The following is a 26,090-nucleotide window of genomic DNA, read 5'->3' on the forward strand; positions in this document are numbered from 1 at the left end:
CCCGTGAAGTCTGTAATGAAGAGGCGATAGCGAATGAAATATTCCAAAGCGACGGATTACGCGCTGCATACGATGCTGTTCCTCGCGCTCGGCGAACGGGAAGGACGCGTCGGCGTCGGACCGCTGGCCGAGCGGATGCAGGTATCCCCGACGTATTTGTCCAAGATTTTGACGAAGCTCGTCAAGGACGGACTCGTGGAGTCCTCGCCCGGCGTATCGGGCGGCTACCGGCTGCGGCGCAGCGCAGGAGACATCGCCCTGCTCGACATCATCCAGGCGATCGAGGGCAAGACGTCGCTGTACGAGTGCAGCGGCGTCCACCATCATCCCGGCTGCCTCATCCATCAGGCGATGGCAGAAGCGGAGCATAGGATGGAGGCGCATCTCGCCTCCGTCACGATTGCCGATCTCGCCCGACAGCAGGAGCAGAGGGCATTATCCTGATTCGATTCCCGCCTCGCAGGCGCTTCGAGCGCGAGTAGAGGCGGGATCGTTTCGGGTCAATTATAGATATTATTACTCTACAATGGAGGCGATTGAGCAATGGCGGACAAGAGGCTGGATGCGATCATCATCGGAGGAGGTCCTGCCGGTCTGAGCGCGGCGCTCGTGCTGGGGCGGGCGCGGCGCGACGCGCTGCTGCTGGACGAGGGCAAGCCGCGCAACGGGGTGACCCGGGAGAGCCACGGCTTCGTGACGCGAGACGGCATCGCGCCGACGGAATTTCGCCGCATCGGACTGGAGCAGCTCGCTCCGTATCCTTCTGTCCGCGTGCGGGCGGGCAAGGCGGTCGAGGCCGCAGGCGAGAACGGGCGGTTTCGGATCGTCACGGAGGAAGGCGAGACATATGAGGCGCGCAAGCTGATTTTCGCCACGGGCAAAAAGGACCTTCCGCTCGACGTGCCGGGTCTGCAGGAGGTTTACGGCCGCAGCGCCTTCGTCTGCCCGTTCTGCGACGGCTGGGAGATGCGGGAGCGCAGCCTGGCGATTCTCGCCCGCGGCGAGCATGCGATGCACATGGCGAAGCTGCTCGCGGCCTGGTCGCCGCGGCGGACGGTGCTGACGAACGGCCAGGGAGGGCTGGACGAAGTCCAGATTGCTGAGCTGGAGGCGCATGGCGTCGCGGTGCGGACCGGGACGATCCGCCGGCTGCAGGCGCGGGACGGGATGCTGGAGCGGGTGGAATGGACGGACGGAACGAGCGAGCCATTCGGAGGCATGATCTTCGCTCCGCAGCTGGCGGCGGGCTCCGACCTGCCGCAGCGGCTCGGCTGCCGCGCCGACGAGGCGGGCACGGTCGAGGCGAGCGAGATGGGCCAGACGAGCGTGCCCGGCGTCTACTGCGCCGGAGATGCGATGACGGCGCGCTATCAGGCGATTCAAGCGGCGGCGCTCGGGTCGATCGCCGGCGCGGCGGTTGTGGGCGAGCTCATGCTGGAGGCGTGGAACGCGGTGGAATGAGCCGCCCGAGCCGTCGGTTAGCACAGGACCGTAACGAAAAGAAGCGAGACGAAGCGGTGCGGCGGGCCGTGCTGTCTTGCCCCGTTTAGCCTGGAAATCCGAGCGGACAGCCGGTCGTCCGCAGCAGCGGCGCATGGCGCGCCTAAACCATAACGCACGACGCCCCGCCGGAGCCGCGTATGCAGCGGCTCCGGCGGGGCGTTTCGGGTTCAAGGCTCCTCCTGCCATACGGTCAAGGCGGCTCCGAAGACGACGGCGTCCTCCTGGAGGACGCCTTTGGAGAATACGGGCGAGTAGTGGGGCGAGTAATAGATGTTGCGCCGGGCCGTCTCGATGGCGGTCCGGTAGACATGGTCGCTGGAGCGGATGAGGGCGCCGCCGAGCAGCACCGTCTCCGGGTGGAGGACGTTGATCAGGTTGGCGAGCCCGATGCCGAGATGCACGGCGGCTTGCAGAAAGATCTCGCGGGCGTAGGGACTGCCGTCATGAAGCCCTTGCAGCACCATGTCGTACGTGATCCGCTCCGGAGGAACCGCGGCGGCGCCGGGAACGTCGCGCCGGCCGGCCTTGGCGTCGGCTTGCGCCTTCCGCTCGATCGCCTGCACGGAGGCGAACGCCTCCCACGCGCCGTAATTGCCGTCCGAGTGCAGGCGCGGACCGTCCATCTGGATGATCATCTGTCCGGCGGCGCCCTCCATGTCCACCGAGCCGTGGACGAGGCTGCCGCCGGACATCATCGCGGTGCGGATGCCGATGCCGGCATGCACATGGAGCAGATGCTGCGGATTGTCGCCGCGCATCGCCCATCGCTCCCCTAGCAGGGCGGCGTTGGCGCCGTTTTCCAGGCGGGCCGGAATGCCGGTCCGCTCCTCGAGCAAGCGGCAGATCGGGACATCCTTCCATCCCGGTGCCGGAAAATGAAGGGGCGCGATGAGCAGTCCCCGCTTGCGGTCGAGAGGGCCGACGGCTCCGATGCCGATGCCTCGGACTTGGCTCGGCTCGATCCGGTGGTCCGACAGGATGGAGCGGATGTTGCGGGCGGCAAAATCGACGAGCTGCTCCGGCGTCATGGCCTCGTCCATCCGCCAGTGGAGAAGCGCCTTGGCGTTCATCCTCGCATCGAAAAAGCCGAGCGAGGACGTGCGGCGGGAAATCTCCAAGCCGAAAAAATAGCCGCTTTCGGGATTGATCTCGTACAGGATCGGCTTCCTGCCGCCGCTGGACGGTCCGAGCCGGGAAGCGCTCAGCAGCTTCTCGGCGACCATCTCGTCCAGCAGCCGGGTGAGCGAGCTGCCGGTCATCCCGGAGGCGGGCAGCAGCTCGGCTTTCGACGCGGTGCCCATCGAGGAGACGAGGGCATGGATCCGCTTCTTTGGCGGATCGGTACGGCGATCGGAAGAATTTTTCATGGATTTTTTCCTTGTATCGGGATGGGATTAAGGTCAGTATAACGGAATTCGCTTGGGAAGACCATCGTGCAAGACGACGAGCATCCGCCGAAAAATGCAACTTTAGGTTAATTTCAAATAAAGTGGAGTCGTCCAAAAGCGAAAGAAGGGGGAAAAGGCCGGAATGGGAGTTGTTTCAGAGGGGTTTGGAACGAAGAATCAGCTCTCGTTGATAACTTAATGCCAAAATGGAATTAAGATGATATACTGATGCGGATGGAGGTGAAGACGATGAACGAACCGGGATTCAAGCTGCCGGGCAAGCTTTTCGTCAGTTTCCTCAAGATCGGACCGTTGAGCTTCGGCGGAGGCTATTCCTCGGTCGCGCTGATCGAGCGCGAGGTCGTCGACAGGCGGAACTGGCTGAGCTCCGAGGACGTGGCGGACCTGTGCGCGGTCGCCCAGACGGTGCCCGGAGCGATCGGAGCGAATGCGGCGACGCTCATCGGGTACCGCATGGCCGGCGTGCGGGGAGCCGTCGCCGCGCTGGCCGGCATGCTGCTGCCGACGTTCGCGATCGTGCTCGCGCTGTCGATGGCGTTCCTGGCCGGACGGGACAATCCCAAGGTCGAGGCGGCGCTGACGGCGATGCGTCCGGCCGTCGTGGCGCTGATCGTCTATGCGGCCTATAAAGTCGGCCGAACGGCGCTCGTGGACTGGATCACCGTGCTTATATTCGTCGCGGCAGCCGCTGCGATGCTGCTCGGACAGCCGCTCGTCCATCCCCTGCTCGTGCTTGCGGGAGGAGCGGCCGCGGGAATCGCGGCCATGCGCTTGAACAAAGGCCGGATTCCGGCCCGGCGTTCCGATGAGCATGAAATTGAATACATGATCTGACCGGAGGCCAGCCATGCAGCTGATCGAACTGTTTATCGCGTTTTTCCTGGCAGGGCTGTTCTCCTTCGGCGGAGGCTATGCGATGGTGCCGCTGCTGCAGCATGAGATCGTCTACCGGCACGGTTGGATGACGGCCCGGGAGTTCGCCGATCAGGTCGGCCTAGCGGGCATCGCGCCGGGACCGATGGCGGCGAACATCGCCGTGCTGACGGGCCATCGAGTCGCGGGTTACGCCGGAGCGATCGTCGCCATGCTCGGCATCGTCCTGCCCTCGCTGCTGCTGATCCTGCTGCTCGGCACGCTGTTTTTCCGGTATCGGGACAATCGCTGGGTGCAAGCCTCCCTATACGGCCTGCGCCCCGCCGTCGCCGGACTCATCGCCTATGCGGCCGTATCGTTCGCCAAGAGCGGCGGCATGCTCGAGACGATTTCCTGGTTCGCGGCTTCGCAGCTGCTGCTCTTCGCCGGAGCGCTGATCGCGCTGCTCGTCTACCGCAAGCATCCGGTTTCCGTTATGATCGTGTCAGGACTCGTCGGCGTCGCTCTCTACAGCTGACGGCGCCGGCGGGAATCCGGGCAACGGAATCGGACAAAAGGAGAGGTCACACGATGGACATGCATTCGTCCTGCTGCAGCGCCTCGCGCATGGCCTCCGGGCCTCAGGCGGCGGCCGGACCGGATCTCGAGCGCACGCCTTCGCCTGTCGTTCCGGCGCGGAGCGAGCGGCTCGTGCGGCTGGAGGGCGGCGACTTTCAGATGGGGGCCAGCGATGCCGACGGATTCGCCTCCGACGGCGAAGGGCCGCCCCGGCTCGTGCGCGTCGATCCGTTCCGGATCGCGCCCTGCGCCGTAAGCAACCGCGAATTCGCCGAGTTCGTCGAGGCGACCGGCTACCGGACCGAAGCGGAGCGCTTCGGCTGGTCGTTCGTCTTTCATCTGCTCGTCTCGGAGCAGACCCGTCGGCGGGTGGCGAGCGTGCCTCAAGGCGTCCCGTGGTGGCTCGTCGTCGAAGGGGCATGCTGGTCGAGGCCCGAAGGGCCGGACTCGTCGATCGGGAAGGAGCGGCTGGACCATCCCGTCGTCCACGTCTCGTGGCAGGACGCGGCGGCCTACTGCGCCTGGTCGGGCACGCGGCTGCCGACGGAGGCGGAATGGGAGTATGCGGCCCGCGGCGGCCTGCAGGGCAGGACGTACCCGTGGGGCGACCTGCTGAGGCCGGACGGCCGGCACCGGTGCAACATCTGGCAAGGAAAGTTTCCCGTCAAGAACAACGCCTCCGACGGGTATGTCGGAACGGCTCCCGTCGACGCCTACGAGCCGAACGGATACGGCCTGTACAACATGTCGGGCAACGTCTGGGAATGGTGCGCGGACTGGTTCAGCCCGAGCTACCACGCGAGCACCGATCCCGTCAACCCGCATCAGACGGAGCCGACCGGCAAGCGCTCGACGCGCGGCGGCTCGTACCTGTGCCACCGTTCCTACTGCAACCGCTACCGGGTCGCCGCGCGAAGCGGCAATACGCCGGACAGCTCCACCGGCAACATGGGCTTCCGCGTCGCCGCGGACGTCCTCCCCTGAGGCCGGTCACGCCGAATAGACCCGCCGCGCCTTTCGCGCGGCGGGTCTTTTGGCGCTGCGCGGATTCAGTCGGCGAGCGGAGGACGTCCGTCCCGCCGGCCGCCGCGCGCGATATAGTCGGTCGGCGACAGGGAAGTATGCTTTTTGAACATCCGGAAGAAATAGGACGTGTCGTAATAGCCGAGATACTCGGCGATCCGGGCGACCGTCATATCCGAATGAAGCAGCAGGCGTCCGGCTTCGGCCACCCGCAGCTGATGGACGTAGCGGATCGGAGACAGGCCGATCGTCTCCCGGAAGACGGAGGCGGCATAGTTGGGCGACCGCCCGATGAGCCGGGCCAGGTCCCGGATCTCCACCTGCTCCCGGTAATGCTCCATCAGGTGGCGCTTCATCCGCTCGACGTACCGGGCCTGGATCGGCGTCAGCTCGGGCTTGTCCAGCTCCCTTGCCGCCAGGCCGAGCAGCTCCAGCAGGATGGCCTCGCAGACGAATGTCCCGTAGGCTTCGCTGCTCCGGAATTCCTCGAACAGGCGCTCGAAGCGCTGCTCCAGATACGGGAAGTGGCGCGGCTTGAAGCGGATGAAGCGGTTCTCCCGCAGCAGCGGAACCGCGCCCCCGGCCTCGGCATCGAAGTTGAACGTAGCGGTGAATTTCCGATGGGGCCCGGACGGATGCGTGCTGCCGGCACGGCGCGTCCCTGCGGGCACGAGCAGCAGGTCTCCCGGCTCGGCGACATGGTCCCGGCCGTCGATGCGATAGGATACATTTCCTTCCAGGACAAGAATCAGCACATGGTACGGGATGCGCTCGGACTGCGTGCGCCAGCCCGGAATGAAATCATCCAAATGTACCGACAAGGAACGCAGCATGGAATCACCTTCATCGCGTAATCGATCCTTGCCAGTATACCATTTTCCGCATGAGCGGGTCCGAGCTCGAAAAAAGGTCATCGTTGAATCGTACCTCCCGGAATCGGATCTTACATCGACGTGCTCCGCGTTCGTCTCCTATACTCGGAGCAGGCCATAGGGAAAGCTCGCCCAAGCCCGATAAAAGGAGAGAAGACGATGCGCATCCTGCTGCTTGACCTCGATTCGACCCGCCCCGACCATCTGGGCTGCTACGGGTACCCTCGGAATACGTCGCCCCATATCGACCGGATCGCCGCCGAGGGCGTGCGGTTCGAGAACTACTACACTTCCGACGCGCCGTGCTTTCCTTCGCGCACCGCGCTCATGACCGGACGGTTCGGCATCCACAACGGCGTCGTCGGGCATGGCGGCACGGCGGCCGACGTGCGCCATGACGGGGAGTCGCGCGATTTCCGCAGCCGGCTGGCAAGCGACAGCTTCCCGGCCTTGTTCCGCAAGGCGGGCATGAAGACCGCGCTCGTCAGCCCGTTCGGCGAGCGGCATTCGGCGTGGACGTTTTATGCCGGCTTCAACGAGATCCACAACACCGGCAAAGGCGGCATGGAGTCCGCCGAGGAGGTGACGCCGGTCGTGCTGGACTGGCTGGAGCGCCATGCGGAGCAGGACGACTGGATGCTGTACGTCAACTACTGGGACCCGCATACGCCCTACCGGGCGCCGGAGGCGTTCGGCAACCCCTTCGCCGACGAGCCGCTGCCGGACTGGATTACCGAGGAAGCGTTCCGAAAGCATCGGGAGAAGGTCGGACCGCACGGCGCCCGCGAAATCAACATGTATGACAGCCAGACCTTCCCCGAGTATCCTCGGCATCCCGGCGAGCTGAAGGACCGGGACGATCTGCGGCGCATGATCGACGGCTACGATTGCGGCGTGCGCCACATGGACGACAACATCGGCCTGATCCTGGACGCCATGCGGCGCAAAGGCGTGCTGGACGATGCCGTCATCATCGTGACGGCGGATCATGGCGAGAGCCTGGGCGAGCTGGGCATTTACGGCGAGCACGGCACGGCGGACCAGGCCACATGCCGGATCCCGATGATCGTCCGCTGGCCGGGCGTCAGCGGGCGCGGCACGGTCGACCGGGGGCTTCATTATCATCTCGATCTGCCGCCTACGATGGCGGAGCTGATCGGGCTGGAGCCGGCGCCGTCGTGGGACGGCCGCAGCTATGCCGCCTCCGTGCGGGACGGAGAGGAGACGGGACGCGACGCGCTCGTCCTGTCCCAATGCGCGCATGTGTGCCAGCGCAGCGTCCGCTTCGGGGACTGGCTGTACATTCGGACGTACCACGACGGCTACCATCTTTTCGCCAAGGAGATGCTGTTCAACGTCAAGGAGGACCCGCACGAGCAGCGCGATCTCGCAGCGGAGCGTCCCGAGCTGTGCCGGGAAGCCGCTCATCGGCTCCTGGACTGGCACGACGGCATGATGATGACGATGGACCATGACGTCGATCCGCTCTGGACCGTCATGAAGGAAGGCGGCCCGTACCACGCCAAGGGGAATCTGGCCCGCTACGCCAAGCGGCTGGCGGAGACGGGACGGGGAGAATACGTCGGCGAGCTGCGGAAGCGGCATCCGAGAGAACACTAGAGCCAGGAACGACCGAGGAGCCGGGATGCCGGCTCCTTTTTGGCGCGCGCCCGGGCGAACAAGCCAAGAATGCCCGGTTTTAGACCGCATCGCCTCCTAGGGGCGGCGCTGTCCATGCCTTATCATGAAAGCGAATTCATGTTAAGGGGAGGAATCGATCATGAACTGGCGCAACTACGCGCCCCGCAAAGCCGTTTCCGCGCTGCTCGCCGTCGTGCTGGCCGCAGCCGCCGCGCTGCCGCATCCCGCACCGGCCAAGGCCGAGCGGCAAGCGGCGTCCGTCGCGCTCGGAGAGCGTCCGACCGAGGACGGCATCCGGCCGCGGGCGGGAGACAATCCGGACGGCTTGCGGACGGGGACGCTGGACGGCAAGGGCTACTGGGAGACGGACCGCATGCAGGGCACGGTCTACCTGTACATGGATGTGGACGACGGCTTCCTGTACGACAATCGGACCGAGGAGGTCTACGTGACCGCCGAGGTGTACGACGAGGGCAAGGGCAAGCTGGTGCTGCAGTACGACTCGGACTCGGCGCCGTTCAAGGATGCGCCCCTGCTGGAATACGGGGACAGCGGAACGTGGAAGTCCTATACGTTCAAGCTGGCTGACGCCCGGCTCGCGAACCGCACCGGCGGGGCCGACTTCCGGCTCGGCATCGAGGGAGGCGGCGCGAGCGCTTCGACCAACAAGGACGTCAAGCTCGCCTCGGTGACAGTGACGCACAAGCCGAAGCCGTTCTCCTCCTCGGTGACGGAAGTCGTCTATACGCAGTTCCGGACGGAGGATGTCGTCATCGCGGACCATGTCGCGACCGACTACGGCGCGGCCGGGGACGGCCTATCCGACGACACGGCCGCGATCCAGCTGGCGCTCGATACGGCGGGCGCCCGCGGCGGAGGCGTCGTCTTCCTGCCGGCCGGCCGCTACCGCTTGGACGGCAGCCTGACCGTGCCGACCGGCGTGACGCTGCGCGGCGACTGGACGCGCCCGGATGACGGCGGAGGCGTGCGCGGCACGGTGCTGGAGGCGCGTGGGGGACGCGGAGAGGCGAGCGGAGACAGCCTGATCCGGCTCGCTCAGGCGAGCGGGGTGACGCATCTGTCGATCTGGTACCCGGAGCAGGACGCGGCGCAGCCGGTCCCTTACCCGTGGTCCATCGAGCAGCTGTCCGGCGACAGCGCGACTGTGCGCAACGTGACGCTGGTCAACGCCTACAACGGCATCAAGATCGGCCCGTCCTGGAACGAGCTGCATTACGTCAAGAATGTGTACGGCACGGTGCTCGGCACCGGCATCTTCCTCGACTACACGACGGACATCGGCCGGCTGGAGGGCATCCGCCTGTCGCCGGAAGTCTGGGCGGAATCCGGCCTGCCGGGCGCTCCGGCGCGGAGCGAGGCGGAGGCTTGGACGACCGCCCATGCAGAGGGCATCGTCATGGGCCGCTCCGACTGGGAATACATGTCGGACATCCGCCTCAGCGGCTTCAAGACCGGGCTGCGGGTGACGACGCGCACGGACTCGCTCGAGACGGCCAACGCCCAGTTCTACGACGTGCACGTAGACAAAAGCCGCACGGCGCTCAAGATCGAGGGCGTGAACGATTACGGCCTGCTCGTCTCCGCGAGCAGCTTCGCGGCGGACCAGGGGCCGGAGCCGGTCGCCATTCATGCGGGCGAGGGCTTCCACTCGATCGTGCAGTTCAACGATACGGCAGTCGGCGGCCGTACGCGCAGCGCGGTCGTGAACGAAGGCAGCGGCGTGCTGTCGTTCGAGAACAGCATCATCGGGGGCTATGACGAGGCGCGAGGCTACGGCATCGAGGCAGAGGCCGGCTCGCTCCTGCTCGGAGCAACCGAGTTCGAGGAGGGAAAAGCGCATGTCCGCGCCGGCAGCCAGGCGGCGTCGGTGCGCTCGCTGAACTCCGGCCACGACGGAACGCTGGATCTGACGGACGGAAGCGAGTCGGCGGACATCCGCATCGACTACGACGCCGCGATCGTCCACAAGCCGCTGCCCGTTCCGGCGGCGCTCGACGCCCCGGCGAGGCCGAAGCCGCCGACGGACAACCTGTACAATATCGCCGCCGCTCCCTATGGGGCCGACAATACGGGCGCTTCGGACGCCTCCGGCGCGCTCAGGCAGGCTATGCAGGACGCGGCGGCAGCCGGCGGCGGCACGGTGTTCGCGCCTGCGGGCCGCTACCGGGTGGACGAGCCGGTCGTCGTGCCGTCCGGCGTCGAGCTGCGAGGCAGCTGGGACGTGCCGCATCATACGATCGGCGGCGGCACCGTGCTGTTCACCAATGTCGGCGAGAACGATCCGGACGGCGAGCCTTTCCTTTCGCTGGAGGCGCATGCGGGCGTGCGCGGCTTGAACATCTATTACGACCGGCAGGACTGGACGTCGATCAAGCCCTACTCCTGGACGGTGCAGGGCCGAGGCGAGGGCGTCTACCTCATCGATGTCACGTTCCCGGACTCGTACCAGGCGGTCGACTTCGGCAGCTACGACACGTCAGGGCACTACATCGACTACGCGGCGGGCTCCCCGCTCCGCGAAGGCATCCGGCTCGGCGGCGGCGCCAAGGGCGGCATCGTGCGCAACGTGCAGTTCAACCCGCACTATGCGGCGCGCAGCACGTATCCGAATCATCCGAGCGACGAGCAGTTCGACGCTGTCTGGACGTACCAGAAGGAGCATCTCGACGCGTTCCGCGTGGGGGACGTGCAGGAGCAGACGCTGTTCAATACGTTCGTGTACGGCTCCCTGTACGGCATCCACATGGCGCCGGAGAACGGACGGGGACCGGAGGCGATCGTCATCGGCCACGGCACCGACGGCAGCAAGAAAGGCGCGTACCTGGAAGCGGGCGGCCCGAACGGCATCGCCTTCATCAACACCGAGCTGGTGTCGATGAGCTCGCAGGACAAGGCGTACATCGAGACGGACGCGGCCTTTGCCAGCCGGGCGGAGTTCTACAACAGCTCGATGTGGGGCGATACGACGCGCTCCGCCGTCGTTGGCGGCGGCAGCCTGCTGCTGCAGCAGAGCAATTTCACCGTCGTCGGCGAAAAGGGCGTGTCGGTGCTCGGAGGCTCGGCTTCCGTGCTCGACTCCTACTTCCAGCAAGCGGGCACGACGCATCTGCATGCCGGCTCCGGCGCCGTGCGGCTGGCGGCCTCCAACAACCTCTACAACGGCGGCCTCAAGCTGGTCAGCGAGGCGCCGGGCAAGGCGGAGGGCATCGACATCCTGCCCGTCTCGCTGGAGGTGACGCGGCAAGCCTATGATCTGGCCCGGCCGGAGCGGACCGGCCGCCGGATCGAGCTGGGCAACTTCGGCAGCGCCAGGCCGCTGTCCGGCACGGTGCGGATTGTGCAGCCGTCCGAGGCGGCGGCCGCGATGAAGCCGGTGCGCTTCGAGGGGCTGGAGCTCGGCGCTGCGGCGGGGATCGATCTGCCGCATCTGGCAGCCGACCGGCTGACGGCCGAGGTGAAGCTGGACGGCGGCAAGACGTACACGCTGAGCGGAGAGCTCGGCCGCTCCTATGCCGTCCGCGCAGGCGGCGGGGGGACTTGGCCGGCCTTGCTGCTGGACGACGCGGCGCATTACAGCAGCGTCGGCGGCAAGTGGCGAGGCAAGGACGATCTGAGCGTCGCCGCAACGCTCGCCTGGGACGACGACAACCTGTATGTGGACGTCGACGTCAAGGACGACGCGCATGTCCAGAGCTGGAGCGGCGGCGACATCTGGCAAGGCGACAGCCTGCAGCTCGGCGTCGATCTGGCCCGTGCCGACGGCGCGGGCAGCGTGCGGGTGAACGAGCTCGGCTTTGCGCTCGGCGCGGGCGGCGCTGTCAGCAAGTGGAGATGGCGCGCGCCGCAGGGCGGCTCGGCCGGATTGCCGCTCACGCAGGCGTCGATCGAGCGGGATGAGGCTGCGCGTACGACCTCGTACCGGATCGCGCTGCCTTTCTCGGAGCTGTACGGAAGCGGCGCGTTGGAAGGCTTTGCCGGACGGCTGGGCTTCAGCCTGCTCGTCAACGAGAACGACGGCCAGGGACGCGCCGGCTTCATGGAGTACCACGGCGGCATCGGCAAGAGCAAGGACGCGGCCTCCTTCGGGGAGCTGATCCTGCTGGACCGCAGCTTCGAGTCGATCAAGGAGCTCTCGGCGGAGGAGGCCGTGCGGCAGGCGGAGCGGGCCGAGGACATGACGAGCGTGGATGCGGCGGCGAACTTCGTGGCGCTGCTGCAGGAAGGCCCGTTTCGGCAAGGGCTGGAAGCGAGGCTGGAAGCGATTGGCGGCGGGACGCCGACGCCAAGTCCGAGCCCGAGCCCGAGCCCAAGCCCGACCTCTAGTCCATCTCCGAACCCTTCTCACGATCCGGTGTCAACGCCGTCGCCGAGTCCGTCGACGCCCGCTCCGGACACGGGAGCCGGCAGCGGAGCGCCGACGCTGGCGCTTGAGCTCGACGGCTCGGTGACCGTTCGCCTTGCGCCGCAGGATAGCTCAACTTCAACCGAAGTGAGCGGAACAATCGGATCCGAGGAGCTGGCGAAGGCGTTCGAGCTTGCCGCGCGCCGTGCGGATGGAGCCAAGCGGGTCCTCCTAAGGCTGGATGGCGATCCGCAGGCCGTCTACTCCTTCGCCGTGCCAAGCCTCTTTTTGGACGGAAAGAGGGACCGCATCCTGACGCTGGATACCCCCGTCGGGAGCCTGAGGCTGCGCGGGGACCTGCTGCCTGCGGCAAAGCCCGGAGACGAGCGAGGCGAGGCGGTCATGACGCTGCAGCCGCTGGAGCCGAGTGGCGGCGCGTCCGGAGCAGCCGTCACGGTGACGGTCGACGGGCAGCCGGCCGGCGCCTTCTCGGCCGCTGCCGTGCTGACGCTGCCGTGGCGTTACGCCGCGTCGGACGCGGATGGCTCCGCCATCCTGGCGCGACGCGGCAACGGAGCTACGATCGCCGCCAGCCGCTTCAGGAACGGAGCTGTCGAGCTGCTGATTCGAGAATCCGGACGCTACGCGGCGATTCGCCAGCACGGCGGAGCGGCGTCCGAATCCATACCCGCGTGGGCGAAGGTAGCGGCGCAAGCCTTGCGTGCGCGGGGCATCGATCTTGCCCAAGGCGGCGGCTCTCCGGCGACGGGCCCGGTCTCGCGGGGATCGTTCCTGGCGGCGCTCGTGCAGGCGCTTGATCTGCCTGCGACCGACGGACAAGCCTTCTCCGACGTGCCGTCCGGATCTCCGCTGGCGCAGCCGCTGACTGCGGCGGCCGCGCTTGGCATCGCCTCCGGCACGGGCGGGGGGCGGTTCGAGCCGGACGCGCCGCTGACGCGTCAGGATGCGTCGGTGCTGCTGGACCGGGCGCTTTCCCGCACGCGCACGTTGCCGCTGGAGGGGGCAAGCGGCGGACTTGCGGCGTTCTCCGACGGCGGCTCGGCAGCCGCCTATGCCGGCGGCAGCCTCGGCAAGCTGATCGAAGCCGGCTGGCTGAAGGGCAGCGACGGCATGCTGCGCCCCGGCGCGGCGCTGACCGGCGCGGAAGCGGCCGTCCTGCTGCAGCGGATGCTGGAAGGCGTGCTCGACCGCCTTTAGGGCCGGGCGAGCCGCCTTGCGTTCCGCAGCTTCGGCGACGGCCCGGGCGGCGGTGGATTCCGTGCCGTGCGGTTCGGAAGAAGCGTCTGGAATCGAAAAGGCGCGAGGCTACCCCGAAAAGAGTTCCCCTGCATGGCGCAGGGGGGCTTTTTTTGCTTCATCCGGCGCACCGTTTGAATCGGCCGTTGACGTAAAGCCTGCCTAGCTGCCCGCAAGAGCGGATCTGCAACCGCTTGCAAACGGTTTGCGAATGCCCTGCAAAAGCTCGTTTTCCCTCCTGTTCAGCGGACGGGCCCTCTCCTTAAACTGGAAGAGCAAGCAGCCGCTTCAAGGCCGGATCGCGGCTGCGGGAAGGAGAAGATGCGGCAAAGGACAAGAACGGAAGGCAAGCGAACGAGCGTCCCATCCAAAGGAGGAGCTTATGGACAATCGCAAAACATCCCGGAGATGGCTGCCGCTTCTCGGCGCCGTCGCCTCGGCCGCCCTGCTGGCGGCCGGCATCTCGTGGCCTCAAGGCACCGCGGAGGCCGCCTCGGCCTTCGTCCAGACGGCGGCGTCGAGCTACTCGAGCCAGTCGGGCATCCAGCTGGAGAATTCCAGCGAAGGCGGTCAGAACGTCGCTTTCATCGACAACGGCGACTACATTGCGTTCTCCAACGTGGACTTCGGCGGCGGAGCGGCCTCGCTGGACGTCCGCGTCGCCAGCAATGCCGGCGGCGGCGCGATCGAGGCGCGGCTGGACAGCGCTGGCGGCGCGCTGGTCGCGACCTGCGCCGTGCCGGGCACCGGCGGCTGGCAGGCGTGGCAGACGAAGTCCTGCTCCGTATCCGGCGCGTCCGGCACGCACACGCTTTACCTGAAGTTCACGGGAGGAGCGGGCAATCTGTTCAATATCCTCTGGTTCAAGTTCAACCAAGGCGGCAGCGCGGCCGGAGGCGACGTCGTCGGCAAGCTCTTCGCGGGCTACCAGGGCTGGTTCAACGCCTCCGGCGACGGCTCTCCGAACAACGGCTGGATCCACTGGTCCAAAAACAGCAGCGCTCCGTCGACTAGCGGCAATACGAACTTCGAGCTGTATCCGGACATGAGGGAGTACACGAACCAATATGCGACCGGCCTCGGCAATCTCGGCAACGGCCAGCCGGCGACGCTGTTCTCCTCCTACGACCAGCAGACGGTCAGCAAGCATTTCGAATGGATGCAGACGTACGGCATCGACGGCGCGGCGCTGCAGCGGTTCGGCGCGGACGAGAGCGACGCCCCGAACGGCTGGAAGACGAACCGCGACAGCGTCGCCGTCAAGGCGAAAAACGCCGCCGAGGCGTACGGCCGCAAGTTCTACGTCATGTACGACATCACCGGCATGAACCCGTCGAACTGGGTCAATGCGATCAAGCATGACTGGACGGCCAATGTCGTCGGCGGCATGGGATTGACCGGGTCCAGCGCCTACGCGCGCCAGAACGGCAAGCTCGTCGTCAACCTCTGGGGGATCGGGTTCACCGACCGTCCCGGCACGGCGGCCGAAGCGGCAGGGCTCATCAGCTGGTTCAAGCAGCAGGGCGCCTATGTCATCGGCGGCGTGCCCGCCTATTGGAGGACCGGGATCGAGGATTCGAAGCCGGGCTTCCTCGACGTCTACAAGTCGCTCGACATGATCTCCCCGTGGTTCGTCGGCCGCTTCGGCACGCTGACGGACGTCGACCACTGGAGGACGAACTTCTGGCAGCCGGACAAGACGTTCACGCAGCAGAACGGCATCGCGTACCAGCCGGTCCTGTGGCCGGGCTTCTCCTGGTCGAACCTGAATCCGGGCGCGCCGCAGAACCAGATTCCGCGCCTGCACGGCGATTTCATGTGGAAGCAGGCCTACAGCATGAAATCGATCGGCATCGACACCGGCTACGTCGCGATGTTCGACGAATACGACGAAGGCACGGCCATCGCCAAGGCGGCCGAGAACAGCACGATGATCCCGTCCGCCCCGTACTTCTTGACGCTGAATGCCGACGGAGTCTCCGTCTCCTCCGATTTCTACCTCCGTCTGACCGGGGATATCGGACGCATGTTCAAAGGCCAGATCGCCGCTACGGCCGCGCATCCGACCTCTCATCAATAAAGGCTCGGCCCCGAACCGCTTGATGCGGATCGGGGCTTTTTTTGGGCCGGGACGACAAGCCAAGAACGGCCTGCAAAAGCCAACTCCGCCTCCTACTTCGTCCGCGCGCGCTGCGGTACGATGGCAGGGAAAGGTTGGGCCGACGCAAGAGAAACGCATCATCACGACCTGGAAAAGGGGATTGCACATGAGGAAAAAGAGAATCGCACTGACGGCCGCGCTGGCGGCGACGGCGCTGCTCGCGAGCGCTTGCTCGGGGGGCGGGAACGAGGGCTCGGCCGGTGAAGCCGGCAAGCAGCTGACGATGTGGACCTGGAAGGTGGCCTATACGCCGGGCTTCGAGGCCGCCGCCAAGCTGTACGAGGAGAAGACGGGCATCAAGGTCAAGATCGAGACGTTCACGCCGGACGACACGTACCGCCAGAAATTCCAGGCGGCGGCGAACTCCAAAAACCTGCCGGATGTCGTGCACTGGTGGGCGACGGCAGGCGACTCGATCGAAGGCTCGGTGCTGGAGCTGTCGGGAGAAGTGAAGGAAGACGTCATGGGCAAGTTCGTCGGCACGGCGATGGATCCGATCCGCATCACGCAGAGCCAGGTCGACTCCTGGGCGTCGGACAAAAATGCCACGACCGTGCAGAAATCGCTGAAGGTCGGCCAATTTTACGGCCTGCCGCTCGACATCGGAGGCTTCTTCACCTTCTACGGCAACAAGAAGCTGCTGGAGGAAGCGGGCGTGAAGGCGGAGGCGCCGAAGACGTGGGAGGAGTTCGTCTCCATGATGGAGGCGGTCAAGGCGAAGGGCTCGGCGTCCGGCCTCGTGTTCGGAGCGAAGCTGCCGGATCTGTGGGAAAACTGGGCCGGCTCCGCGCTGACGATCATGCACGGCGGCCCGCAGGCCTACACCGACCTGCTGGAGCGCAAGACGCGCCTGAGCGATCCCGGCAACCTGCCGGTCGTCCAGGCGATGGAGACGCTCGCGCAGAAGGACCTGCTCATGCCGGGCATCCTGTCCACCGACATCGACGGCGCCGACCAGGCGTTCGCGGCCGGCAAGGCGGCCTTCGACCTCGGCGGCTCGTTCACGATGTCGACGCTGCTCGCCATGGGCATGAGCCCGGACGACATCATCACGTTCCCGGTGCCGCCGCTCTCCGGCTCCAAAATCGCGTCGTGGACGACCGATCCGTTCACGCTGACCCAGCTGTCGGTCAACAAGGACTCCAAGAGCCGCGACGACGCGCTTGACTTCATCCAGTTCATGACGACCGATCCGGCCGCGGCGGTCGCCTTCGCGAACGGCGCCTACACGGTGCCGGCCGTCGACCTCGGCGCGGACTCCGCCAACCTGGACGCCAACCTGAAGTCCATCTCCGACGCGTTCGCGAAGGAGCCGGGACCTTACTCCGAGGCGGCTCCGGCGATCAACTCGCTGCGCGGCAAGCATAAGGAGTGGGAAGTGTACGCCCAGTCGATGCAGTCGATCATCGAGAAGAAGATGACGGCGGAGCAAGCGGCCAAGAAGTTCGACGAGACGCTGGAGAAGCTCGAGGCGAGCGGCAACTGAAGTCCTGCTCCACCGGCCGGCCGGCGCGCGAACGCGCCGGCCGGCCGTCATTCCAACAAGCCTGAAGGTGATGACATATGGCAACGTCCAAAAACAAATGGGTTCCTTACCTGTTCCTGCTGCCGGGGGTGCTGCTGTTCCTCGGCGTCGGCGTCTACTCGGTCGGATTCTCGATCCTGCTGAGCTTTTACAACTGGTCGGGCATCGACTTCTCGACGGCCCGCTTCGAGGGGCTGGCGAACTTCCGGCAGTTCCTGCTCGGCGACGATCCGATCGTGACGCAGAACTTTTACAAGGCGCTGCTGCACAACGCCCTGATCGCCGTCTTCCAGGTCGCGATCGTCGTGCCGGTGTCGCTCGTGCTGGCGTTCACGCTTCAGAATACGAAGATGGCGGCGCTGTACCGCACGATCTACTTCCTGCCGATGATTGCCTCCGGCGTGGCGATCTTCTACGTCTGGAAAGGCCTGTTCGAGCCTGCAGGCGCGCTCAACGCGCTGTTCGCCTGGCTCGGCATGGACTTCCTCGTCGTGCCGGGCGGCATGCTCGGCACCTCGTCCACCTCGCTCGCGGGCATTATCCTGACGACGATCTGGGGCGGCCTGCCGGGCACGCTCATCCTCTATTACGCCGGCCTCACCTCTATCGACCCGACGCTGTACGAGGCGGCGAGCGTAGATGGAGCGAGCAAGGCGACGCTCATCTGGAGAATCACTTGGCCGCTGCTCAAGCCGATCACGCTGATCGCCGTCATTCAGATGGTCAACGGCGCGTTCCAGACATTCGAGAACGTCTTCATCATGACCGGGGGAGGACCGGGCGGCAGCTCCGAGGTCATCGGCACGCTCGTCTACCGCACCGCCTTCCTCGACAACGACTACGGCCTGGCCAGCGCGATCGGGTGGGTGAGCTTCCTCGTGACGGGAGCCATCGCCATCTTCAGCATCCGCTCGTTCCAGGCGGACATCTAGGAGGACCGGATGATCAAGTATCTCAAGCATCTGCTGCTCGTCGTCTACGGCGCCACCTGCGTCTATCCGTTTCTGTGGATGATCGGGACTTCGCTCAAGTCGACCCAGGATTCCCTGGCGAATCCGCAGTCGCCGTTTCCCGCGGCGGCGCCGCTCTGGTCCAACTTCGGAACGGTATGGAACAAGCTGAACTTCTATCAGTTCTTCGTCAACAGCGTCGTCGTCAGCCTGTTCGTCATCGTCGGCGTCGTCGTCATCTACACGATGATGGGCTATGCGTTCGCCAAGTTCCGGTTCGCCGGCAAAAAGACGATCTACTACATGTTCATCGCGCTGCTGCTCGTGCCCGGCGTGACGACGCTCATCCCGCTGTACATCAACATGACGAACCTCGGCCTGCAGAACTCGTACATTGGCATCATCCTGCCGATGATCAACGGCGCCGCGCCGTTCGCGATCTTCCTGTTCACGAGCTACTTCCGCACGATCTCGCATGAGCTGTACGAAAGCGCCGTGCTTGACGGCTGCGGCAGCTTCAAGATCTATTGGCGCATCTATCTGCCGCTGGCGCTGCCCGCGATCGGCACGATCGCGATCCTGAACTTCATCGGCAGCTGGAACAACATTCTGTGGCCGATGATCATCGTCGACAAGCAGAGCCTGTTCACGCTGCCGATGGGCCTCATGTACCTCGACTCCTCCTCGTTCAAGAAGTGGAACGAGCTCATGGCCGGCGCGCTCATCACGGTCATTCCGATCCTGCTCGCCTTCCCGTTCCTGCAGAAGATGTACGTCAAGGGCATGACGGTCGGCTCGGTCAAGATGTAGCGGCTCGGCGCACAGACGGAATCGGACGGCTCCGGCCGTCCCGAAGGAGGAGACAGTGATGACGAAAATCCGCGACATCCGCTGCATCCGCACGCGGGAGAACGGCTGCTGGACGATCGTGAAGGTGGTCACCGATCAGGACGGGCTTTACGGCATCGGCTCTGCGTCCGATCTGTACAACCCGGAGGCGGTCGTGCAGGTCGTCGAGCAGCTGCTGAAGCCGATGCTGATCGGCAAGGACGCGGCGAACATCGAGGATCTGTGGAACATGATGACGCTCAGCGCCTACTGGCGCAGCGGCGGCATCCTGCAGACGGCCGTCGCCGGCATCGACATGGCGCTGTGGGACATCAAGGGCAAGGAGGCGGGCCTGCCGGTGTACCAGCTGCTCGGCGGTGCAGCCCGCGCGGCGGTGCCGTGCTACGGACATGCCGGCGGCCGCGATCAGGCGGAGCTGGCCGAGGACGTCCACCGCTTCCGCGAAGAGGGCTACACGGTCATCCGCGTCCAGCTCGGCGGCTACGGCGGCGGCGGCTTCATCGACGCCTCGCGGGCGCGCCTGCCGGACGGAGCCTGGTCCAGAGATCGCGTATTTGACGAGCAGGCTTACGTCTCGTCGATTACGGCGATGTTCGACGGGCTGCGGTCCGAGTTCGGGCCGGACGTGAATTTCACCCATGACGTGCACGAGCATCTGTCTCCGGTCCAGGCGATCCAGCTGGCGCGCAACCTCGAGCCGCATCGGCTGTTTTTCCTGGAGGACGCGCTGCCGCCGGAGCAGCTCGGCTGGTACCGCCATCTGCGGGCCGCCAGCGCCACGCCGCAGGCGGTGGGCGAGCAGTTCACGAATGTGCAGGAATGGCTGCCGCTGCTGTCCGAGCGGCTGATCGACTTCATCCGCATGCGCGTGTCCAAGGCGGGCGGCATCAGCGCCTGCCGCAAGGTCGCCGCCGTCGCCGAGGCGTTCGGCGTGCGCACCGCCTGGCAGGAGGGCGGGGAGAACGATCCCGTCAACCAGGCGGCCGCCGTTCATCTGGACATGGCCATCTGGAATTTCGGCATCCAGGAAGTGAACCATTTCCGGCCGGAGGAGCAGGAGACTTTTCCCGGCCTGATCGAGCGCAGGGGCGGCTACCTGTATGCAAGCGGCAAGCCGGGGCTCGGCATCGACATCGACGAGGCCAAGGCGGGGGCGCTGCTGCGCAAGGACTGGGACCGCTCGTCCTATCATCATCCGTACGAGCTGGACCGCAAGGCGGACGGGACGCTGGTGCGGCCGTAATTCATCTCTACTACCAATCCGGCAGCGAGGGCTGCCCGAAAAAGGAGCGAACGGACATGAATACGATCGCCGTCACGGGAGGCAGCGGCAAGCTGGGCACGGAGGCGGTGCGGCAGCTGCTGGAGGCGGGCTATGACGTCTTCTCGATCGACAGCCGCGTCTCGGAGCGGCTGCCCTGCCGCCAGCTGCAGGTCGATCTGGCCGATCTCGGCCAGGTCGCCAGCGCGCTGCGCGGAGCGGACGCCATCCTTCATCTGGCAGCGATTCCCGCGCCGGTCGGGTTTGCGCACAGCCATATTTTCACCAACAACGTCGTCGGAGGCTTCAACATTCTGGAGGCGGCGTCGCTGCTCGGCATCCGGCGCGTCGTGCTCGGCTCCAGCACGTCCTGCTACGGCTTCGCCTGGGCGGAGCGGCCGTTCTCGCCGTCCTACCTGCCCGTGGACGAGGAGCATCCGCAGCTGGCGCAGGAGGGCTACGGACTGTCCAAAACGCTGAACGAGCTGACGGCGGCGATGTTCAGCCGGCGCAGCGGGCTGGAGACGGTGTGCCTGCGCTTCTCGCTGATCGCGGCGCCGCAGGAGTACGCGCATTTGCGGGAGGCGATGAGGCGGCCGGAGACGTTTGCCAAGATCCTTTGGAGCTACGTCGATCTGCGCGATGCCGCCGCAGCTTGCCGGCTGGCGCTGGAGGCCGATGAAATCGGGGCGGAGGTGCTGAATATAACCGGCGACGATGCGCTCAGCGAGCGGGATACGCGCGATCTAGTGAAAGCGTATTTTCCTGATGTAAGCTCGTTCAAGCGGCAGCTGTCCGAGGGCGAGCCGTTGTTCGACAACCGACGGGCCAAGCGGGTGCTCGGCTGGACGCCGAAGTTCGGCTGGAGGGAGTAGATCCGACTCGGACGCGGCCTCTTCGATTTTTTCCCGGCGCTTGATATGCTACGATAGGGGAAAACGCGGGAAAAGGGCGGCTTTCGGCGCCACGGTCCCGGCTTGAAGAGGGGATTTGACGGTGGACCAGACATTTGGATCGGAGTGGGAAAAGCTCCGTTTTCCGCTCTATTCCGCGCAGCGGATCCGGTCCGTCTACTGCACGGCGAATACGCCCGTCCAGAAGTGGAAGGAAGCGTCACCGTCGCTGCTCGCGGTCCGGGACGGTAGCGGAACGCTGCGGGCGGGCGGGAACGCCTACGATCTTGGCGTGGGAGAGGCGCTGCTGCTGCCGGCAGAGGAGGCTGCCGAGCTCCGAGGAGATCCCGGCGGACCGCTGCATGCTTACCTGCTCGTCATCGGCACGGGGATGGCTGGAGCCGCAGCCGTGGATGGCCCGGGAGGCTTGCGCCCCAGCTCGCTTGACGCCGTCCGGCAGCCTCGGCGCATCTCCGGCGATGCTGGGCTGGCGTCTCAGCTGGAGGAGCTTTTTGTCCACCGGCTGCCACGCACGGAAATCCGCCACGTCCAGAATCAGCTCCTGTTCCACCAGCTCCTGCTCCGCCTGCTTCCCCACGGCCAGGCGAAGCAGGCGCCGGATGCGGAGCTGCCTTCGATGGAGCGCAGCGTCGCTTATCTGGAGGAGAGGTTCGCCGAGGAAGTGACGCGCGAGCGGCTGGCCGAGATCGCGGGCGTGAGCGCGTCCCACTATACCCGGCTGTTCAAGCTGCACACCGGCTTCACCCCGAGCGACTACTGGTCGCGCCTGCGGATCAACCGGGCCAAGGAGCTGCTGCTTGGCGGCGCGGACTCGCTGCGCGACATCGCCCACAAGGTCGGCTACAAGGACGAATTCTACCTGAGCCGGCGCTTCAAGCTGCAGGAGGGGCGCTCGCCGAGCGAATTCCGCAGCCGCAAGATCGAACGGGTCGCCGCCTGGCTCGCTCCCTACGCCGTCCATCTGCGGCTGCTCGGCGTGGAGCCGGAGCTGCTGATCGCGGACAGCAGCGAGTTCCTGAAGCCGGAGGCGGAGGTCCCGGCTACGGGAGCTTCCCGGCTGATCGCCGCCGACGAGCCGCCCGAGACGATCCGAGCGGCTCTTCTGGACAGCCGGATCGAGCTGATCGTCGGCGCCTCGCCGCATCTGGAGCGGTACGGGCAGAGCGCCAGCCGGCTGCGCGTCGCCGCGCCGCTCGCGGATATTCCGTGGATGGAGATCGGCTGGAAGGATCAGCTGAGCCTGATCGCCCGCGCGGTCCAGCGGACGGAGCGGGCGGATGCGTGGCTGGAGGCGTTCGACCGGGAGGAGCGGACGGCGCGGGAGCTCGTGCAGGCACGGGGCTTGGCGGGTCAGACCGTCTCGATCCTGGTCGCCAAGCCCGGGCGGCTGCTGGCTTACGGCGCGCGCAATGCGGGGTATGTGTTCTACGTTCGCTCGGAATGCTTCCTCCGCCTCCGGTGCGCGAGGAGATGGAGCGCCGAATCGACCAGTTCCATTCGATGGAGGTCGGGTTGTCCGAGCTGGGACGGTGCGACGGCGATCGGCTCCTGCTCATCTCCGTGCCCGACAAGCACGGCTCTATCGGCCATGTGGAGGAGCTTCTGCAATCGGACGCGTGGCGAGGGCTGCGAGCCGTGCAGCGGCAAGCGGTCTATAGAGCGGAGGAGGACGACTGGATTCCGTACAATCCGGTCTCGATCCAGCTGCAGCTTCGCCGCGCGGTCCAGCTGCTGCTCGGCGAGCCGTTCCGAGCCTGAATGTCCAACTGGCGCCAGTGAGCCAATTGTGCATGCGGTTCCTCCCTTAAAAAGCTATGGCATGGCCGAGGGAGTCTCCCTATACTAGCGATAGCGACTGATAATGATTTTCATCGTCAGTTTGGACAGCGAGAGAAAAGGGAGAGAGTCATCATGAAGAAGCTTTTCATGCCGATCGCATTGAGCGCGATCCTGCTGCTGGCAGCCTGCGGCAGCAAGGAGGCGGCCGATAACGAATCCAACGCGGGGGCTGTCGGAGAGAGCGGCTCCGAGACGATCGTTTATCAATCCGAGAGCGGCCCGGTCGAGGTGCCGGCGCATCCGCAGCGCGTCGTCGTGCTGACCCGGTTCCTGACGGGCAACGTCATGGCGCTGGGCGTGCCGCTTGTCGGCGCGGACGAGATGTCCAAGGACAATCCGAACTTCAAGGACAAGCTGGCCGATGTCGAGGCGGTATCGGACGAAAGCGTGGAGAAGATCATCGAGCTGCAGCCCGACCTGATCCTGGGCACGACGGATGCCAAAAACCTTGACAAGCTCAAGCAGATCGCGCCGACCGTCACCTTCACCTACGGCAAGCTGGATTACCTGGACCTGCAGCTGGAGGTCGGCAAGCTGCTGAACAAGGAAGCCGAGGCGAAGGCGTGGGTCGAGGACTTCGACAAGCGCTCCAAGGAAGCCGGAGCGAAGATTCGGGCAAAGATCGGCGACAAGGCGACCGTTTCCGTGCTCGAGACGTTCAACAAGCAGCTGTACGTATACGGCTACAACTTCGGCCGCGGCACGGAGCTTCTCTACGGGCCGTTCGGGCTGAACATCCCTGAAAAGGTGAAGGAAGCGACGAAGACGGACGGCTACCTGGCCGTATCGACCGAGGTGCTGGGCGACTACTCGGGCGACTACATCATCTTCAGCAAAAACTCGGAAGAGGACAACTCGTTCCAGGAGACGGAAACGTACAAGAACATCCCGGCCGTGAAGAACGGGCATGTGTACGAGGCCGACGCCAAGGCGTTCTACTTCAACGATCCGCTCAGCCTGGAGTATCAGCTCGACTTCTTTACGGAGAAGTTCCTCGGAGAATAAAGAACCGTCGAAAGGGATCATCGCGTTCAAGAAGGCTTGCCAGGGCAGCCGATTGCGAAAAAATAAGCCGTTTCCGAAGCTTGCCAAAGCTTTGGAAACGGCTTTTTGCGGCTTGTTTCGAAGCGAGGCGCTTGCTCATCGGAATGAACTCATCTATTATAGATATTAGATATCCATAATAGAATCAATGAGAGGGGCTTGACGATGAAAGAGCTTGATGATGCCAAGGTGTGGGAGCAGGCGTGGAAGGAAAGAGGGGATCTCGTGCGGGCAAAGCAGGAAAAAGCCGGCATCCAGCCGTCCCGAGCTTTTGACGACAAAGCGGAGACGTTCGATCAATCTTCCTTCAGCGAGGAAGGAAGAAGAAGGACAGAGCGCATCCTCGGATGGCTGGAGGGGCAGGGCGTCGACTTCAAAGGGATGTCCATCCTTGATGTCGGCGCGGCGTCCGGCGTGTTCACCGTGCCGATGCTCGAGCGCGGAGCCGCCGTCACGGCGGTGGAGCCTTCCCCGCCGCTCGTCCGGCTGCTGAGCGAGAACGCGGCGCGCGCGGGCGCAAGCGGGCTGGAGATCGCGGCTGCCCCGTTCGAGGAGATCGACGTGCGCGAGCGGGGCTGGGAGGGCGCGTTCGATCTTGTTTTCGTCTCGATGTGCCCCGTCCTGCACGATTGGAGCGCGGTGGAGAAGATCCTGTCCTGCGCGAGGCATTATGCCTACATCAGCCTGCCCGCGAGCGCGGGAGGGCATAGCCTCGCCGAGGAGATCTGGCCGCTCGTCACCGGCGAGCCGCTGCAGGTCGGACTCCATCGGGAGATGGGCTTCCTCCAGCATCTGCTTTATCTCAAGGGGTATGCCTATCATTCGCTCGTCACGCGGGAATCGAAGATGAGCGAGCTGTCATGGGGCGAGGCGCTGCAGGAAATGAGAAGCTTGCTGAGAGGCCGCGGCATGACTGTGGATGACGAGGTGGAGCGGGCGATCGCCGGCCACCTGGAGAAAGCCTATCCGTCGGGCCGCGTTCCGGTCCGCCAAGGGGGCCGCTTCGGCAAGGTGCTGGTGCAGCTGGGAGATGAAAGCATGCGGGCTTAAACGGATCGAGGCAGCTCTCGAGGGGGCAAAAGGCGCAGCGGATGCTGTACGGCTGCTGTTTCGCCATGCTACACTTCTAATAGGAAATAAAAGGAAGAAGTGGCGCGATGCAAGCTTTACTCGTCGTCGGCGGCGTGGTGCTCCTGGCATTCGGGGCGTTCGCCCTCCTTTCGGGGCAATGGCCGGCCTTTGCCGGAGGCCTGTTCGGCGGACTGCTGCTGATGGCTCTGTCTCGAATCATCGACCTGCTGGAGGATATCGCCCGCCAGCGGAGCGGCGCCCCGTATGAGACCGGCCAGTTCGCCAGGCTTATCCGCCGCTCGCCCGTCTATGCGGTGGAGTCGGAGCTGTTCGACGTGCATCTCAATCCTCGCGGAGGGCGTGAGTATCCGCTGATTCGCTTGGACGGCGAGACTTACCTGAGAGCACGCGTGTTTTTGTCTTACCTCCGTCAGGATGACGACAAGTATACGTTCGAGCTTCCCGAGCGGGAGCCAGTCACGCTGAGTCGGATTTCCGGTTATGCCGTGGGAGCTGATCTGTTCGAGTCTCAGGAGCAGGTGTTTGTGAAGCTGAGGGCTCTCGGCTTGAGGGCGGTCGTAGATGGGAAAAGAGTCAAGCTTGTAAGGGAAGTGAGCCGTTAACCGGTTCACTCCATACCGCAGGGCAAAAGCCGCGATCAGCACGTGCTGATCGCGGCTTTTGATTTCTTTATGGACTTTTTATTTTTCTATCTCGGACCGTTATATAGGAGGAAATCGGTATGGTAAATTTTATACAGACCATCGCATCGCCAGCAATTGCTTTTTCTGGCTTTATTGGAGCCGTAGAATCTCTTGGTTCAACGATCGTAACAAAAGAGAATTTTAACGCTAGTGAATTGAGACTGTTGAAAGATATCGTTAAAAATCAACAAAACTAGCAACATCCTATTCCCTCGCCAAAATCCCCCTGCAAAAGCCAATCCCGCCTTATTTTTCCTCTGCCCGCCCTGCGTT

General features: G+C 65.0%; 20 protein-coding genes. 18 read left to right on the plus strand and 2 right to left on the minus strand.

All coding sequences use genetic code 11. The features are described from left to right. The first annotated feature begins 33 nt into the window (after positions 1-33). Both GE073_RS08750 and GE073_RS08755 read left to right on the plus strand, forming a co-directional pair. Entirely contained in the window at positions 34-444 is a 411-nt protein-coding gene (locus tag GE073_RS08750) for an RrF2 family transcriptional regulator (protein ID WP_101808911.1), read from the plus strand. A 99-nt stretch (positions 445-543) separates the two neighbouring features. Continuing rightward, a complete protein-coding gene (locus GE073_RS08755; RefSeq protein ID WP_153783270.1) occupies positions 544-1,461 on the plus strand; it encodes an NAD(P)/FAD-dependent oxidoreductase in 918 nt (305 codons plus the stop codon). Between the two features lie 209 nt (positions 1,462-1,670). Here GE073_RS08755 and GE073_RS08760 read toward each other — a convergent pair whose 3' ends face one another. Continuing rightward, a complete protein-coding gene (locus tag GE073_RS08760; protein ID WP_153783271.1) occupies positions 1,671-2,870 on the minus strand; it encodes an ROK family protein in 1,200 nt (399 codons plus the stop codon). A 270-nt stretch (positions 2,871-3,140) separates the two neighbouring features. On the opposite strand from GE073_RS08760, the gene GE073_RS08765 reads away from it, so the two are divergent. Genes GE073_RS08765 through GE073_RS08775 form a run of 3 tightly spaced genes read left to right on the plus strand, consistent with a single transcriptional unit; the run spans position 3,141 to position 5,327 of the window. Next, positions 3,141-3,746 (plus strand): chromate transporter, encoded by a 606-nt coding sequence (locus GE073_RS08765; RefSeq protein ID WP_153783272.1) that lies wholly within the window; start codon positions 3,141-3,143, stop codon positions 3,744-3,746. 13 nt (positions 3,747-3,759) lie between these two features. Then, positions 3,760-4,302 (plus strand): chromate transporter, encoded by a 543-nt coding sequence (locus GE073_RS08770; protein WP_028597833.1) that lies wholly within the window; start codon positions 3,760-3,762, stop codon positions 4,300-4,302. A gap of 53 nt (positions 4,303-4,355) precedes the next feature. Beyond that, positions 4,356-5,327, plus strand: a complete 972-nt coding sequence (locus GE073_RS08775) for a formylglycine-generating enzyme family protein (protein WP_153783273.1) — start codon at positions 4,356-4,358, stop codon at positions 5,325-5,327. Positions 5,328-5,392: 65 nt separating this feature from the next. Here the strand turns inward: GE073_RS08775 and GE073_RS08780 are convergent, their stop codons facing one another. After that, on the minus strand, positions 5,393-6,199 hold the full coding sequence (locus GE073_RS08780; protein ID WP_153783274.1) for a helix-turn-helix domain-containing protein: 807 nt from the start codon (positions 6,197-6,199) through the stop codon (positions 5,393-5,395). Positions 6,200-6,397: 198 nt separating this feature from the next. Between GE073_RS08780 and GE073_RS08785 the strand changes: the two genes are divergently transcribed. From GE073_RS08785 to GE073_RS08845, 13 genes are all read left to right on the plus strand, one after another. Continuing rightward, a complete protein-coding gene (locus tag GE073_RS08785; protein WP_028597835.1) occupies positions 6,398-7,858 on the plus strand; it encodes a sulfatase family protein in 1,461 nt (486 codons plus the stop codon). A 160-nt stretch (positions 7,859-8,018) separates the two neighbouring features. Continuing rightward, complete coding sequence (locus GE073_RS08790) at positions 8,019-13,460, plus strand: glycosyl hydrolase family 28-related protein (RefSeq protein WP_153783275.1); 5,442 nt, start codon at positions 8,019-8,021, stop codon at positions 13,458-13,460. A gap of 421 nt (positions 13,461-13,881) precedes the next feature. Further along, the gene (locus GE073_RS08795) at positions 13,882-15,579 is read left to right on the plus strand and encodes a carbohydrate-binding protein (protein ID WP_228551379.1); all 1,698 of its coding nucleotides are present in this window, start codon (positions 13,882-13,884) and stop codon (positions 15,577-15,579) included. 187 nt (positions 15,580-15,766) lie between these two features. Beyond that, positions 15,767-17,146, plus strand: a complete 1,380-nt coding sequence (locus GE073_RS08800; RefSeq protein ID WP_194843326.1) for an ABC transporter substrate-binding protein — start codon at positions 15,767-15,769, stop codon at positions 17,144-17,146. Between the two features lie 77 nt (positions 17,147-17,223). Continuing rightward, positions 17,224-18,117: a carbohydrate ABC transporter permease gene (locus tag GE073_RS08805; protein WP_153783278.1), complete on the plus strand. Its 894-nt coding sequence runs from the start codon at positions 17,224-17,226 to the stop codon at positions 18,115-18,117. Between the two features lie 9 nt (positions 18,118-18,126). Beyond that, complete coding sequence (locus GE073_RS08810; protein ID WP_153783279.1) at positions 18,127-18,945, plus strand: carbohydrate ABC transporter permease; 819 nt, start codon at positions 18,127-18,129, stop codon at positions 18,943-18,945. Positions 18,946-19,003: 58 nt separating this feature from the next. Next, positions 19,004-20,227 (plus strand): enolase C-terminal domain-like protein, encoded by a 1,224-nt coding sequence (locus tag GE073_RS08815; protein ID WP_153783280.1) that lies wholly within the window; start codon positions 19,004-19,006, stop codon positions 20,225-20,227. Between the two features lie 56 nt (positions 20,228-20,283). Continuing rightward, positions 20,284-21,120, plus strand: coding sequence for an NAD-dependent epimerase/dehydratase family protein (locus GE073_RS08820; RefSeq protein WP_153783281.1), 837 nt, complete (start codon positions 20,284-20,286; stop codon positions 21,118-21,120). Between the two features lie 121 nt (positions 21,121-21,241). After that, positions 21,242-23,005 carry a helix-turn-helix domain-containing protein gene (locus tag GE073_RS08825; protein WP_153783282.1) on the plus strand — a complete coding sequence of 588 codons (1,764 nt, stop codon included), beginning with the start codon at positions 21,242-21,244 and terminating at the stop codon, positions 23,003-23,005. Between the two features lie 65 nt (positions 23,006-23,070). Continuing rightward, positions 23,071-24,003 (plus strand): iron-hydroxamate ABC transporter substrate-binding protein, encoded by a 933-nt coding sequence (locus GE073_RS08830; RefSeq protein ID WP_028597837.1) that lies wholly within the window; start codon positions 23,071-23,073, stop codon positions 24,001-24,003. Positions 24,004-24,207: 204 nt separating this feature from the next. After that, the gene (locus tag GE073_RS08835; RefSeq protein WP_153783283.1) at positions 24,208-25,092 is read left to right on the plus strand and encodes a class I SAM-dependent methyltransferase; all 885 of its coding nucleotides are present in this window, start codon (positions 24,208-24,210) and stop codon (positions 25,090-25,092) included. 107 nt (positions 25,093-25,199) lie between these two features. Further along, positions 25,200-25,736 carry a hypothetical protein gene (locus GE073_RS08840; protein ID WP_153783284.1) on the plus strand — a complete coding sequence of 179 codons (537 nt, stop codon included), beginning with the start codon at positions 25,200-25,202 and terminating at the stop codon, positions 25,734-25,736. 119 nt (positions 25,737-25,855) lie between these two features. Beyond that, complete coding sequence (locus GE073_RS08845) at positions 25,856-26,014, plus strand: hypothetical protein (RefSeq protein WP_153783285.1); 159 nt, start codon at positions 25,856-25,858, stop codon at positions 26,012-26,014. Positions 26,015-26,090 lie beyond the last annotated feature (76 nt).

Origin of the sequence: Paenibacillus sp. B01, assembly GCF_009649995.1 — a bacterium.
In the GTDB taxonomy this organism is placed as follows: domain Bacteria; phylum Bacillota; class Bacilli; order Paenibacillales; family Paenibacillaceae; genus Paenibacillus_O; species Paenibacillus_O pasadenensis.